This window comes from Thiorhodovibrio winogradskyi (assembly GCF_036208045.1).
Lineage (GTDB): Bacteria > Pseudomonadota > Gammaproteobacteria > Chromatiales > Chromatiaceae > Thiorhodovibrio > Thiorhodovibrio winogradskyi.
This window is the reverse complement of the sequence record NZ_CP121472.1, coordinates 3893309-3907298: the sequence shown is the minus strand read 5'-3', so window position 1 is coordinate 3907298 and position 13990 is coordinate 3893309. Positions and strand designations below refer to the sequence as shown.

The following is a 13990-nucleotide window of genomic DNA, read 5'->3' as shown; positions in this document are numbered from 1 at the left end:
TTCAAGCCGGTTTCAAGCCCGCTTCAACTTCAACCCCCCCTGGGGCCGGCAAAATCCTGCATGAAGTCTGCCAGCGTCTCCACGGCTGATTCCGTGACCGCGTTGTAAATGGATGCCCGGATCCCACCGAGCGAGCGGTGCCCTTGTAAACCGCTAAAGCCGGCCTCGCTCGACTGGCGGAGAAAAGCGGCCTCAAGTTCGGGTGTCGCCAGGTTGAACACCACATTCATCTCGGACCGATGCGCGCCTGGCGCCCAGCCACGGTAAAACCCCTGACTCTTGTCAATCACCTGGTAGAGCCGGGCGGCTTTGCGCTGATTGATGCGCGCCATGGCCTGCAAGCCACCGATCTGGTGCAACAGCCAGCGCGTCACCAGCATCACAACGTAGATCGCGAATACGGGCGGGGTGTTGTAGATGGAGCGTGCCTTGAGGTGGGCGCGGTAGTCGAGCACGGGTGGTAGCTGGGGTGGCAGTTGGTCTGGCATCTGATCGAGTAACTCGGGCCGCAAAATGACGACGGTCACGCCTGCTGGGCCGAGGTTTTTTTGCGCATGGGCGTAGATCAGGTCAAAGCGGCTGGGGTCGAAGGGTCGGGAGAGAAAGTCGGACGACATGTCGCACACGCGAGGAACTGTATCGAGTCCGGCAATCCGATGAAATTGCAGACCCTCGACTGTCTCGTTCGATACATAGTGGAAATAGGCGGCATCCTCGCAATAGGGCAAGGCCGCCACCTCTGGCAGCGCGCGAAAGCGCCCGGGCTCACCGTCCCAGAGCAGGCGTACCCTGCCTTCAAGCCGCGCCGGTGGGATGGATTTCGCGCTCCAGTAGCCGGTGCGCAGGTAATCGGCCGTTCGGCCCGAACCGCGCAGCAGGGTCATTGGGATCATCGAGAACTGCAGGGTCGCGCCCCCCTGCAAGAAGAGCACCGCATGGGTGTCCGGGAGCCCCAGTAGCCGGCGGATGTTGTTTTCGGTCTCGGCGACCACCTCGGCAAACCAGTCGGACCGATGGCTGATACCGAGAATCGACAGGCCAACATCCGGCACCTCAATCATGGCCTGCTCGGCCGCCGCGAGCACGGACGCGGGCAAGGCGCCTGGCCCGCCGGAGAAGTTGAGTGCGTTCCTGTCGCGATCAGGCAAGCGGGGGCGGTCGCGCTCGCCCATCTAGCCGGGGCCGCCGTTTTGGGTTGCTCTTTGGGTTGTTGGGGTCAGACTTGGCGGCTTGCGCTCGGCGGCCTCGAGCAGCATGACGCGAAAGGCCGCGAAGATGTCCGCCATGGCCGGCTGTTTGTACGGGAAAATGTCGAAAGGGTCCATTGCGTGTACAACCATGGCGGCATCCACCTCAAACACCAGCAGACGACCATCGGCGCTCTCGGCGCAGTCGATCCCGAAGTAGTCGAGCCCCACGGCCTGTTGGATCGCGGCCAGGGCCTGGGAATGACGGGTCGCGAAGCCCTGATTGAAGTTTGCCATGAAAGCGGCTTCCTCCGCGCGTTTCTCGGCGCTCTCGGCCATGCCAGCGTTCAGGTAGTGGATCATCCAGGTGTCGGATACCGCCATGTGGCAGGCGAATGGGCGGCCCTGGATAAAGACCAGGCGATATTTGCGGTAGCGGCCGTCAGGACTGCGATAGTCGATGAACGGGGAGACAAAAAAGGCATCTCCTGGCATCTGGGTGAGGGCCTGGGTCAGGTCTTCGGGAGAGTCGAGCTTGACCATGTCCTGCCCGGCATGGGAGTCGGTTGGACGCAGGATGAGCGGGAATGCCAGTGTCGCCGGCGGCCCGTTCTCAAGCGCGGCGCGCGCGACGCGATCGGTGGGGGGGACGCTGAGGCCGGGCAATGACCTGAGACCCTGGTAGACGAGATCCCTGCTGAGTGGGTCAAGCGGTCCGGGCGCGTTAACAACGGGACGTGGCCAACCCGCGATCAGCGGCCGCCAGGCGTTCAGGATGGGCCTGTTGGCGTCGGACTCGCCGATCGCGACAAACAGCAGGTCATGCTCGGGGATGTGCGAGGGATTGAGCGTGGTGGCCGAGGCGAAGTAGAGGAGCAGCTCGATATCTGAGTCTTCCAGCAGGCACTCCAGCGGGACGTTGCCCATGATGGCGCCGGGGGCCATGATCGCCAGCACCCGCGTGCGGACGGGCTTGGCCGCTGGAATTCGGTAGGTGCGGCAGAGTTTGAGGGCTTCGGCCTGGAGTTGCAGCGCGAGATGCGCGTCGCCACGAAATTGAATAATCGTCGAGGCATCGAGCAGCGCGGCCGCGTCCTCGGGGTTTTGGGTGGCCTGATCGAGGAGTGATTGGCCCAGCACGCCAAGGTCCTCGCCCGAGAGATGCCGACGCAGCAGCGCCGCGAGTCCAAGGATGTCTTGCATCAGTCACCGTCCTCCGGGGTTGAATTGTTTGGGTTGCCGCGCGAATGCCTGGTCACTTTTTTGGGTTCACCATCCTGGGTTCACCATCCTGGGTTCACCATCCTGGGGTCACCCGGCCCGGGTCACACCATTGGTTGCCGCCCGCGAAAGCAGGCGCTAGTCAGCACTTGGAATATGCACTTGGAATGAGCACTTGGGTCGCCGTATTGCTCAGCGCCTGGTCCAGGGCAAGGCGCAAAGCGGCTTTGGCGCCATGGTCGCCATGCACCAGGCGGATCTCGCGTGGTGGCTTGGGGATGCCGCGCACGAAGTCGATCAGATTGCGTTGGTCGGCGTGGGCGGAATAGCCGCCGATGGTGTGAATTTGGGCGCGGATGTCGATCCGCTCGCCATCGAGTATCACATAGCCACCGCGCGGACCATAACGCTGGATGTCACGCCCCGGGGTGCCGGCGGCCTGGTAGCCAACAAAGAGCACATCATGGCGCGGGTCGCCGAGCATGGCCTTGAGGTAATTGACCATGCGCCCGCCGGCGCACATGCCGCTGGCGGCGATGACCACGGCCGGCTGGCGGCTGTGGGCGAGGTAATTGACCATGCGCTGGTGGGCGTCGTGATTGTCCACGGTGACCAGCTGCTCGAAGGCGAGCGGATGGCGACCGGCGCCGAGACGCGCCTGGGCCTCGACATCCCAGTGTTCGCGCAGGCGCCGGTAGCCGCGGGTGAAGTCGGCCGCGAGCGGGGAGTCGAGGACGATTTGTAATTGGCCCCAGGCCGGGTTGCTGTCTGCCAGGTCATGGAAGAGGGCTTCCAGCTCATAGAGCAGTTCCTGGGTGCGGCCAATGCTAAAGGCCGGAATGAGCACTGTGCCGCCATCGCCCAAGGCATGCTCAATGGCCGCGCGCAGGCGCTCGGCGCGGGTGGCGCGGTCCTGATGGTTGCTGTCGCCATAGGTGCTTTCCAGCACCAGCACATCGGCTTTCTCGGGCGCTTGCGGACCGGGCAGCAGGGGTGTGTCGGGCGCGCCCAGATCGCCGGAGAAGACGACTCGTTGGGCGTCGTCACTCCCGCCCTCGCCAAGCAGATCGCACTCGACATAGGCTGAACCGAGAATATGTCCGGCCGCTTGCAGGCGCAGGCGCAGTCTGTCGCTTACCTGGTGCCACTGACCATAGGGTAGGGCGATGGTGCGTTCCCTGACCACTGCCAACACTTGTTCAATCAATTTGCGATTGCGGGTGACGCCGATCTCCAGCGCATCCTCCAGCACCAGCGGCAGCAACTCGGCCGATGGCTGGCTGCACAGAATCGGCCCGCGATAACCGGCGGCGAGCAGATAGGGCAGCCGGCCGCAGTGGTCGATATGGATGTGGGTTAGGACCAGGGCGCGGATGGGCGCGGTGTCAAAGCCGATCTCGAGCTGATCGGCGCCGGCGCCATCCGGTCCTGCTTCCGCGCCCTGAAAGAGGCCGCAGTCAATGAGCAGGGCGCCGCCGTCATCAAGGCGCAATTCATGGCAGGAGCCGGTGACACCATCAATGGCGCCATGATGGATGATGCGCATGCCCTTGTTGCTCAGGCTTCCTCGGCCATCCGCTCTGGCTTGCTGCTTGGCGGCGGCATCGGCATGCCAACCTGGATGCTGCCCTGGGCTTCCGGACGCGGGCCAGTGCCGCCACAGCCGCCGGGCTGGCATTTGGCGGTGCCGGGTGGCAGGTCGCTGATGTCCTCCAGTTGCTGATTGCCACCGCCACAAGCCTTGGGCATGGCGCCTGAAATCGTCGGTGCCGGGGTGCCAGCTGGAGCAGCGCCGGGGCGCTTGGCTGGCGGTGCCTTTTTCCAGGCGTTGTGATCCGGTTCGACGATCTTGGACTTGCTCTTGTCGTAATCGAATTTAATCAGCTTCTTAAACAGCGGCCCCCAGTAGTTCTGCTGGCCGAGCTGATAGAAACGCCGCTCCATGGCGCTCTTGAAGAAGGCCTTGATGCAGCCGATCAGATAGCGGCGGCGGAAGGGATCCTTGACCCAGGGATACTGGAACAGCATCCGCTTCATGTAGAAGCGCCGATAGTTGGCCATGACGCCGTCGAGTAGCTCGGCGCGGTCGATCTTGTCCGGCTTCATGATGGGCGAGACGAAGTTGTATTTGGAGTAGTCGAACACCTCGACCTTGTCCCCCATCTCGGCGAACATGTCCGAGAACGGCCATGGGGTGTACATCGACCAGTTGGCCATGTCGGCGCCCCAGTCCATGACGTACTGATAGGTCTCCTCGAGCGTCTCGCGTGTCTCGTTCTCGAGTCCGACGATGAACTGCGCCTCGGTGACGATGCCGTTTTGCTGCAACAGCTGCACCGCGCGCTTGTTTTGCTCGATGGTGGTCTCCTTGACGAAACGGTCGAGGTTGAGCTGCGCGGCGGCCTCGGTGCCGAGTGAGACATGCACCAGACCGGCCTTGCGGTAGAAGGGCAGCAGATCCTCGTCGCGCATGACGTCGGTCACGCGAGTGTTGATGCCCCAGTGGATGCCCAGATCGCGGTCGATGAGTTCCTGACAGAAGTCCACGAACATCTTCTTGTTGATCTGGGGCTCCTCGTCGGCCAGGATGAAGAAGCCGACCCCATGCACCTTCACCAGTTCCTCGATCTCATCGACCATGCGCTTGGGATCGCGCACGCGATAGTCGCGCCAGAACTTCCACTGCGAGCAGAAGCTACAGGTGAAGGGGCAGCCGCGCGCCATGTTGGGAGTCGCGACCGGCACGCCGAGCGGGATGTAGATGTATTTCTTCCACTCCAGGATGCCCCAGTCCGGCCAGATCTTGTCCACATCACTGATGGACGGCTCGGCCTCGGTGGCGACAACGGCACCATTATCATCAAGGAAGGCGATGCCGCGCACCGACTCGCGCTCGGTCGGCCAGCGGCCCTCGTCGATGCAGCGCACTAGGTTGAGCGTCACGGCCTCGCCCTCGCCACGCACGATGGCGTCGATCCAGGGCGCCTCGCCCAGCACCTGGTTGTACATGAAGGTGCCGTGGATGCCGCCGAGTACGGTGATGGCGCTTGGATGCTCTTCCTTGGCGATTTGCAGCACGCGCTGGGCGGCGTAGATCATCGGCGTCATGGACGTGGTGGCGATGATGTCCGGCTGGGCGGCGCGGATGGCCGCGCGCATCTGGTCATCGTCGAGCTGGTCCACCAGGCCATCGATGAACTGATAATCCTGATAGCCGCCTGACTTTAGATAGCCGGCGATATAGGCAACCCAGGCCGGTGACCAGTTGCCGGCGATGTCGGCGGCACCGGCGCTGTAATTGGGATGAACGAACAAAATGCGCATGCTGATCTCCGCAGGATTGAACCAAGAGCGGTTCCGCTAACTTGACCGGGTATAGCAGCAAATTCGCCACGGGCTGTCAAACCTTTGGGGTTGGTCTTTCGGGTTGGGCTGGTCAGTGGAGCACATCCTTGAGCGATTCGGCGTCGAGGATGCGGTCCGACCATTCTAGGAATTAGCTCCGGATCGGCGGCGGCGATGTCGGCGCGGGTGGCGTCATCCAGCGGGCCGAAACGGCGATCAAGTTGCCGCAAGAGCACGCCCGCGGCGCCCTGTTTCATGCCCTTTTCGATTCCAAGGCGTTCCACCGAGGTGAGGTAACGCATGTGCTTGCCCCTCTCGATTTGTTCCAGTTGATGCCAGAGCTGATGCTCCAGGGCGTCGGAATAAAAAATACCAGGCTGAGAAGCTGCTTCCGAGGTCCATGTCCCTTCAAGCTCGCGGCCATGGCTGGCCGGCTGCTGCCTGAGGCGGCATACTGGCGCGCATGAAATTGAAGGATCTTGGGTCGTCGGCGGTTGCTGTGACGTCAGCGCGGGAAGGTGCGGCGCTCGCCCATGGCGGGCGCTTGCTGGCGGCGGCGGCGCGCTTTGGCATTCCCGCCTCGGACTGGCTCGACCTCTCCACTGGCGTCAACCCCAACGGTTGGCCCGTGCCCGCGGTGCCGGCGTCCTGCTGGCAGCGCTTGCCGGAAGATGACGATGGGCTGGAGACCGCCGCGCGTGCCTACTATGGCGGTGCCGCGCTGTTGCCGGTGGCGGGTTCCCAGGCGGCCATTCAGGTGCTGCCCCGCTTGCGCCAGCAGTTGCAAGGGCGCTCGCGTGTGGCCGTCCTGACCCCCGGCTATGCCGAGCACGCCGCTGCCTGGCGCGGCGCGGGGCATCTAGTCAGCGTGATTGATGCGCTTGGCCCTGCCGACGCCATCGCGGCGCGCATCGATGCCGCCCTGGCCGATAGCGAGGTGCTGGTGTTGATCCATCCCAACAATCCGAGCGGGCTGCGCCTGCCTGCCGATCAACTGCTCGACTGGCACCGGCGCCTGGCCGCGCGCGGTGGCTGGTTGCTGGTCGATGAAGCCTTCATGGATGCCACGCCCGGTCAGAGCCTGGCGGCGCATGGCCCGCGCCCTGGGCTGATTGTGCTGCGCTCCTTGGGCAAGTTTTTCGGGCTGGCCGGGGCGCGTGTCGGTTTCGTGCTGGGGGAGCCCGCGCTGCTCGCCTCACTGCGCGCGCTGCTTGGACCGTGGTCTGTCAGCGGCCCGGCGCGCTGGGTGGCGACGCGGGCGCTGGAGGATCGTGCCTGGCAAGCGCACACCCGGGCTGAACTGACCCGGTCTGGCCAGCGCCTATGCGATCTCCTTGATCAGCACGGCCTGACCCCAACCGCCAGTTGCGCGCTCTTTGCCTGGGTATGCACCGACAGGGCCGAGACACGCTGGCGACAACTGGCGGCTCAGGGCATCCTGACGCGGCTTTTCGACGCGCCCGCAAGCCTGCGCTTTGGTCTGCCGGGCGGGGAGGACGCTTGGCAACGGCTTGCGCATGCGTTGCAGGCGTAGGGTGGATAAGCCCGAAGGGCGCATCCACCAAAAAGATGCCATCCCGATATATTCCGCGGGTGGATGCGCTCCGCTTATCCACCCTACGCGCTAATAGCTTGTTTTCGAAGCTGGAAAAGGCCGAAGGGCGCGTCCACCAAATACAGATTGACCCAAATCACCAACTGGCTTGAACCCCATACCAACTCAACACAGGCACCAGCATGCACAGCGATCTCTCAACAAAAACCATCCCCACCGATGAGCGCCTGATCATGGCGCTGGATGTGCCAGACGCCGAGGCGGCGCGCGAGTTGGTGCGCGCCATCGGCCCCGCCTGCCGGTTTTACAAAATCGGGCTGGAGCTGTTCATGGCCGGCGGCTACTTCGAGCTGGTCGAATGGCTGCGCGGTGAGGGCAAGCGGGTGTTTTGCGATCTCAAATTCTTCGATGTGCCCGAGACCGTCGCCCGCGCCGTGCGGCGGCTGCGCGAGCGGCAGGTGGATTTCGCCACCGTGCATGGCAACGACACCATGCTCGAAGCCGCCGCGCGGGAGAAGGGCGAGACCATGAAGATTCTCGCCGTGACCGTGCTCACCAGCCTCGACCGCTCCGATCTCGACGCCCTTGGCTTTGTCTGCGATGTCGAGGAGCTGGTTCTCGCGCGCGCGCGCAAGGCGTTGCGTCTGGGCTGTGATGGGGTGATTTCCTCGGGGCTTGAGGCGCCGCGCTTGCGTGCCGAGTTGGGGGAGAATTTTCTGGTGGTGACGCCTGGCATTCGCCCGGTCGACAATCGCCCGGTCGATGATCAGAAGCGCACGGTGGATATCGAGCAGGCCTTTCGTAATGGCGCGGATTATGTCGTTATCGGCCGGCCGATTCGCGATGCCGCTGATCCGCGTGTCGCGGCCGAGGAGGCCCAGCGGCAGATCGCGGCTGTGTTTGGCTGACGGGCCTGGTTTACCGAGTTAGCCTGATATGGAATTTTTCGCCAAAGCCGCCTGTCATCTAACACCCGAGACGCTGCAACAACGCCTGAGCGGCCCCGAGCTGGCTGCCTGGTGCCCGTCCATCGACCGGGTGCTCTGGTGGGACGGTGAACAGGGTGACATCTACTGCCTCTGGGGCCAGTTTCGCGTGCGGCGTGAGTGCATTCGCGACGGGCTGCGCTTCACCCTGCCTGGTTGCCCCAACGCCCTGGCCTGGACCCTGACCTGCGAGCCGGCTGATTCCGCCAATCCTGGCGTCCTGGTGCACTGCACCATTAATCGCAGCGAGCATGAGCCCGACTTCATCGAATCCATCGAGCTGTTCGTCGATGACTGGCGCTCCGGGCTTGAGCGCCAGGGTTGAGTTCGCGCCAAGGCGGTCCCCCGCGGGTAGCTGTGGGGTGCGTTGCTCGGACCACTGGAGCAACCCCGCATCGCCGAGGTGACGGCGCGCGGCCCGACCGAGCACGCCACAAATGGTCGCCATGGCGGGTTCGATCTGCTCGCGCGCGGCCTCGATGTTGGCATGGAGCGCACGATAGCGCCCCTCGCGATTCAAATACTCCATCAGTGCCAGCAGACAGGTGGTTTTGCCGGTCTGGCGTGGGGCGTGTAACAGGAAGTATTTCTTGCGCTCGATCAGGGTCAGAATTTCATCCATGTCCCAGCGCCCGAGCGGCGGCAGATGATAGTGCTCCTGCGCGCGGATGGGGCCTTAGGTGTTGAAGAATTTCATGGCGATGCTCAAAGCGCGCGGCGGCTCAGCCCAGAAAAATTCGCTCAAGCGCGCCGCGGCTTGGATTGCCGTTGTTGTCCTCGGCGACCAGGAAATAGCGGATATCGCCCAGGCCGGGCGGTAGCTCGGCGGTGAAATAATGCGCGGTGACGCGCGCGCCGGTTTCACACGGATAGGGACCATGGTCGGTCATCTCGATGCGCTGCTCGCTGCTTTGGTCACCCGAGGCGGGCCGCAGATGCAGGGTCATGCGGGCAATGCCGGAGAGATCATAGGCAAAGCAATGGACAGTCGCCTCGCGCGGGGCGGGTTCGAGTCCATTGGGTCGCCATTGCTGGCCGCCGGGATTCTCGGGCGTGACCCAGGGCGGAAAGAGCGTTGGGCCGGTTTTGTCGCTGTTGGCGTCGGCCATGCGCTGGAACTCGGTCCCGGCCAGGGACCAGGCCTGGTTGGCGGCGCGGGTGACCTGCCCGTCCCAGACGCTCTGGCCAGTCCAGTACCAGTAGTCGCTCGCCTCGGCGGTGAGCATCAGGCGCACCAGCTTGGGCAGCAGTGGGTGCTCGGGTTCGCTGTCTTCGAGCGAATGCACGGCGTTTTGCAAGGCGGTCAGCACGGCCCAGGAGTTGAGATCGGGCGAGTAGGGCTCGCGATAGCGGCTGAACCACTTCATGAATTGCGGATCGCCATTGTCGGCGCCACTCCAGGAGCCGGGCTCCAGATGCACCGCCTGGGTCGGATCGGGCGGGAAGCGGTCGAGGTAGTCGGTGATGGTGGTCAGCTCGAAGCGCGGGTCGCCCTTGAGCCAGTCGAGCAGGGCGGCGGTGTTGTGCCGGTAGTAGCTCTCGGCGCCGCCGCCGTGGTTGTCGCCGTCGGAATGCAGCAGGAAGAAAGGCGGGTGCTTGGGGTCGAACTGGCCGTGGCGTTCAAGCTGGGCATGGACCTGGCCAAAAACATCCGGGTATTGCAAGGCACCGAAACCGCCGCGCGCGTCCTCGTTGCCGATATAGCGTTCCGCTGGCACGCCGATGATTTTGTGCTCGGCGCCTTCCGGGTCGATGTAGGCCAGATACTCGGGTTTGAGCAGGCTGGGCGCGATCTCCGAGCCGGTCCAGACATTGCCGAGGCGCAGCCAGTCGCTGGCGGGTGGATTGCTCTGCTCGGCCGGATTGGGCGGTAGCATGCCCTCGGTCGGGCCGCCGTAGGGGTAGTCGCGGCAGGCGCGGTAGCGATGGATGGAATCGTAAATCACGGCGCGAATGCCGGCCTGGTTGAGCGCCGGGATGATGCGCGGATGAAAGGCGGTTTCGGGCGGGAACAGGTTATCCGAGGCCGGGGCGCCGAAGACACGGGCGATGAGTGCGCGGTGTTGCTGGATGTGCCGCACGATGTTGCGCGCGGGGATCAGCGGCATCAGCGGGTGGAAGAAGCCAAAGGCGCAAAGATCCAATCGGCGGTTGCCGCTGGCGGTGGTCAGGCTGGCAACCTGGCGCAGTTTAATGGCCCAGTCGCTAAAGCGTCCACCGGCGCGACCGGTTTCAGCACAGCGCTCGAGTTGTTCGATCAGCGAGCCGCTCCAGCTGCAGCTCAGGCCGGCGTGGGGCAGTCCGGAGTCTTCATACTGGCGGATGGCGGCGGGGACAAAGTCCGTGTATGGTCCGCCACGGGTGCCGAAGATGCCGTCTTTTTCACCATCCCAGTAGTCGGGATCGGCGGCATCGTAGTAGGGCTGATGCATGTGTTTGTGGATGCCGAAGTGGAGTTTCGGCAGGTCCTTGCCGGCGCTGATGCGCGGGGCGGTGGCGACCTGGCTGGCCGCTGCTGGGTTGGGCGCGGCGGGCGCTGGAGTCGCGGCCGCGCGCACCAGTTGCAGGGCACGAAAGGTCTTGATCCAGTCATCGCCGCCGGCGCGGGTGAAGTTGGCCTGGCGGCAGCCTTCGATCTGCACCTGGACCTCGCCTTCGCTCAGCAGGCCGGCGGGGATTCCGGCGCGGTATTGATAGCCTTGCTCGGGATCATCGGTAAGCCAGACGATTTGCTGGTTGCGAAACAGATGTTCGCGCCCGTGCTGACGCAGGATGACTTGCGGGAAGGGAATGGCGCCATTGGCGGTCAGGGTGACGCTGAAGGCGGGGTTGCTGCCGGCGTCATCGCACAGAAGTTCCGACGGCAGGTCGATGGCAAGAAACTGGGTGAAGATGTTATCCATGGAGCTGAAAATTCCTTTGGTTTGTTGGGGTCCCGGATCGCGACCTTGACCAAAACCTCCGTAGCGGCGGCAATTCCACATGTGCCTGTATCTGGGGTGTGGAAGCGGCTTCCAGCCGCTTCATGACACGCAAGTCTCTATTGTCGCAGAGTTGTGGCCGTGGAGCGCAACCGCTTTGTCAGCTTGTGGTGAGCGGGTTGGTCGCGGCCGCGATCAGCGCCTGGCCCAGAGCGATGCCGCCGTCGTTGGCCGGGACTTGGTGATGGGAGAGAACGCGCAAGCCAGCGCTTTCCGCCTGATGGATGACGGATGTGAGCAGAATGCGGTTCTGGAAGCTGCCGCCGGACAGGGCGAGGGTGTCGAGACCCTGTTCGCGCGCCACATCCAGGCTCAGGTCGGTCAATGCGGTGGCGAAACCCTGGTGAAAGCGCGCGGCGATGCGCGCGGGCGGGACGCCATGGCTCAGGTCATTGAGCAGGGCTTGCCACATGGGCGTGGGATCGAGCTGGATGCCCTCTGGTGTGTGCAGGCGGGCAAAGGGATAGCCGTCGCCGGTCGACTGGCCCTTTGTGCCCGGGATGTTCCAGTCGGTGCGTGCCAGTGCCTCGAGTTCCATCGCCGCCTGGCCTTCGTAAGCGATCTCTTTGGTGTGGAGGCCAAGGGCGGCGGCCAGGGCATCGAACAGGCGTCCGGTCGAGGAACTCCGGGGCGAGTTGATGCCGGCGTCCAGCATGCGCAGCAGCGCGGGGATGGGTGCCTCGGCCAGACCGGGAAGACGCCTGAGCGCTGGCCATTGCGCGCAAGCTTGTTCCCAGCCGAAGGCGGTGTGGATGTGGGCGATCAGATTGCGCCAGGGCTCCTTGGCCGCGCGGTCGCCACCGGGCAGGGGCGTGGGGCGCAGCCAGGCGAGGCGGCTGCAGTCTTGATAGTTCGCGCGCAGCAGTTCGCCGCCCCAGAGTGTCCCGTCCTTGCCATGGCCCAGGCCGTCGAGCGCCAACCCGAGGACGGAGCCGGCGTCGCGCGCCCAGGCGTTGTCGGCCAGTACGGCGGCGATGTGGGCGTGGTGGTGTTGGACCTCGATCAGCGGCAGCGCCAGTTCGGCGGCCAGGCGACGACCAAGCGTGCTGCCGCGATAGTCCGGATGGCGGTCGATGGCGATGCGGCTTGGTTGGTGCTGGAAAAGTTCGCGGTAGAGTTTTAGGGTGCGTTCAAATGCGCGCAGGGTCGCGGGTTCGTCGAGATCACCGAGGTGTTGTGACAGAATCAGTCGCGGCGCATCAAGCAGGCAGAAGGTGTTTTTCAGCTCCCCGCCCAGCGCCAGCACGGGTGGCGCGTCATGAAATCCATCGGGCACCAGCAGCGGGGCCGGCGCGAAGCCGCGCGCGCGTCGCAGCAGACGCGGCTGTCCGGCATCGACGCGCGCGACCGAGTCATCAAGCCGGTTGAGGATGTCGCGATCATGCAGCAGCAGGGCATCGGCCAGGGGCGCGAGGCGGGTGCGGGCCTCGGTATTGTCAATGGCCTGGGGCTCATCGCTCCGATTGCCGCTGGTCATGACCAGCGGCTGTTCCCAGTGCGCGAGGAGCAACAGATGCAGTGGACTGTAGGGCAGCATGAAGCCGAGACTGGCCTGCCCTGGGGCGATGCCAGGCGCGAGCGCCGCCCGGGTGGGGGCTGGGTGCCGAGCCTCAAGCAGCACGATGGGCGCGGCTGGGGATTGGAGCAGGGCCGCTTCCTGTGGGCTGAGGGTGCAATAGCGACGCATGACAGCGAGATCGCGCGCCATCAGGGCGAAGGGTTTGGCGTCGCGTGCCTTGCGCTGGCGCAGGCGCGCGACGGCTTGGTGATTGGTGGCATCGCAGGCGAGGTGAAAACCGCCGATACCCTTGATGGCGAGAATCCGCCCGCCTGCGAGCATCTCGCTGGCGGCGGCGATGGCGTCCTGGCAGCCAAGAGCGGCCGGGTCGAGCCTCTGGCCGTCTGAGTCTTCCAACCACAGCTTGGGTCCGCAGCTCGGGCAGGCGTTGGGCTGGGCATGAAAGCGGCGGTCCGCGGGGTTGTTGTATTCGGCCAGGCAATCCGGGCATAGCGGAAAGCGGGCCATGCTGGTGTTGGCTCTATCGTAGGGAATGGCCCGTACAATGCTGAGCCTGGGGCCGCAATGGGTGCAGTTGGTGAAGGGGTAGCGGTAGCGTCGGTTGCTCCGCGCGGCGATGTCCGTGGCACAGGCCGGGCAGGTGGTGGCATCGGGCACCACGCCCGTGTGGACCTCGGTGGTGGCGCTGGCAATAATGCGGAATTCGCCCGCCGGCGGCGGTTGGCTTTTCTCTGCGGGCTGGGGGTTGCGCTCAAGTGCGTCGATACGCGCGAGTGGCGGGATGTCGGTTCGCAGGCGCTGGCAGAAGGCATCGGCCGTGGTGGAGTCCGGCGCCCACAGGCGAATCAGTACGCCGTCGCCGTCGTTGCGCACGTCGCCCAGGCAGCCCAGGCGGTTTGCCAGATGCCAGACGTGCGGGCGAAAGCCGACGCCTTGCACCAGGCCGCGTATCCGCAGGTGTTCGACCCGATAATCATGGGGCCAGGATAAACCGGGCGCCTGATCGCGAGACAGGTGATCACCAGAGCCGTGGTCACCAGATAGGCGCTCACCAGGAAAAGCAGGGGATTCGGTCAGACTGATAACCGGCGGTGAGAAAAGGGGGTATGAGAACGGATGGTCCGGGCGGCAGGATTTGAACCTGCGACCCCCACAACCCCATTGTGGTGCGCTACCAGACTGCGCTACGCCCGGAA

10 protein-coding genes and 1 tRNA gene are annotated in these 13990 nt (G+C 64.5%); 4 read left to right on the top strand and 7 right to left on the bottom strand.

The annotated features are described in order from the left end of the window. Window positions 1-29: 29 nt before the first annotated feature. The 4 genes from Thiowin_RS17885 to bchE form a co-directional block, all read right to left on the bottom strand. Window positions 30-1172, bottom strand: a complete 1143-nt coding sequence (locus Thiowin_RS17885) for a phosphoserine transaminase (protein WP_328984323.1) — start codon at window positions 1170-1172, stop codon at window positions 30-32. Then, window positions 1173-2390: an ATP-grasp domain-containing protein gene (locus Thiowin_RS17880; RefSeq protein ID WP_328984322.1), complete on the bottom strand. Its 1218-nt coding sequence runs from the start codon at window positions 2388-2390 to the stop codon at window positions 1173-1175. Between the two features lie 160 nt (window positions 2391-2550). Then, window positions 2551-3954, bottom strand: coding sequence for an MBL fold metallo-hydrolase (locus Thiowin_RS17875; protein WP_328984321.1), 1404 nt, complete (start codon window positions 3952-3954; stop codon window positions 2551-2553). A gap of 11 nt (window positions 3955-3965) precedes the next feature. Continuing rightward, entirely contained in the window at window positions 3966-5732 is a 1767-nt protein-coding gene (gene bchE / locus Thiowin_RS17870; RefSeq protein WP_328984320.1) for a magnesium-protoporphyrin IX monomethyl ester anaerobic oxidative cyclase, read from the bottom strand. 565 nt (window positions 5733-6297) lie between these two features. Here bchE and cobD point away from each other — a divergent pair. From cobD to Thiowin_RS17850, 4 genes are all read left to right on the top strand, one after another. After that, window positions 6298-7287 carry a threonine-phosphate decarboxylase CobD gene (gene cobD, locus Thiowin_RS17865; RefSeq protein WP_328988119.1) on the top strand — a complete coding sequence of 330 codons (990 nt, stop codon included), beginning with the start codon at window positions 6298-6300 and terminating at the stop codon, window positions 7285-7287. A 203-nt stretch (window positions 7288-7490) separates the two neighbouring features. After that, window positions 7491-8216: an orotidine-5'-phosphate decarboxylase gene (pyrF, locus tag Thiowin_RS17860; protein WP_328984319.1), complete on the top strand. Its 726-nt coding sequence runs from the start codon at window positions 7491-7493 to the stop codon at window positions 8214-8216. A 28-nt stretch (window positions 8217-8244) separates the two neighbouring features. Continuing rightward, window positions 8245-8619 carry a hypothetical protein gene (locus Thiowin_RS17855; protein ID WP_328984318.1) on the top strand — a complete coding sequence of 125 codons (375 nt, stop codon included), beginning with the start codon at window positions 8245-8247 and terminating at the stop codon, window positions 8617-8619. 42 nt (window positions 8620-8661) lie between these two features. Beyond that, a complete protein-coding gene (locus tag Thiowin_RS17850) occupies window positions 8662-8871 on the top strand; it encodes a hypothetical protein (RefSeq protein WP_328984317.1) in 210 nt (69 codons plus the stop codon). A 145-nt stretch (window positions 8872-9016) separates the two neighbouring features. Here the strand turns inward: Thiowin_RS17850 and Thiowin_RS17845 are convergent, their stop codons facing one another. From Thiowin_RS17845 to Thiowin_RS17835, 3 genes are all read right to left on the bottom strand, one after another. Next, window positions 9017-11197: a glycosyl hydrolase family 57 gene (locus Thiowin_RS17845; RefSeq protein ID WP_328984316.1), complete on the bottom strand. Its 2181-nt coding sequence runs from the start codon at window positions 11195-11197 to the stop codon at window positions 9017-9019. Between the two features lie 178 nt (window positions 11198-11375). Continuing rightward, a complete protein-coding gene (gene hypF, locus Thiowin_RS17840; RefSeq protein ID WP_408034103.1) occupies window positions 11376-13733 on the bottom strand; it encodes a carbamoyltransferase HypF in 2358 nt (785 codons plus the stop codon). A gap of 178 nt (window positions 13734-13911) precedes the next feature. After that, a tRNA-Pro gene (locus tag Thiowin_RS17835) sits at window positions 13912-13988 on the bottom strand. Between the last annotated feature and the right edge of the window lie 2 nt (window positions 13989-13990).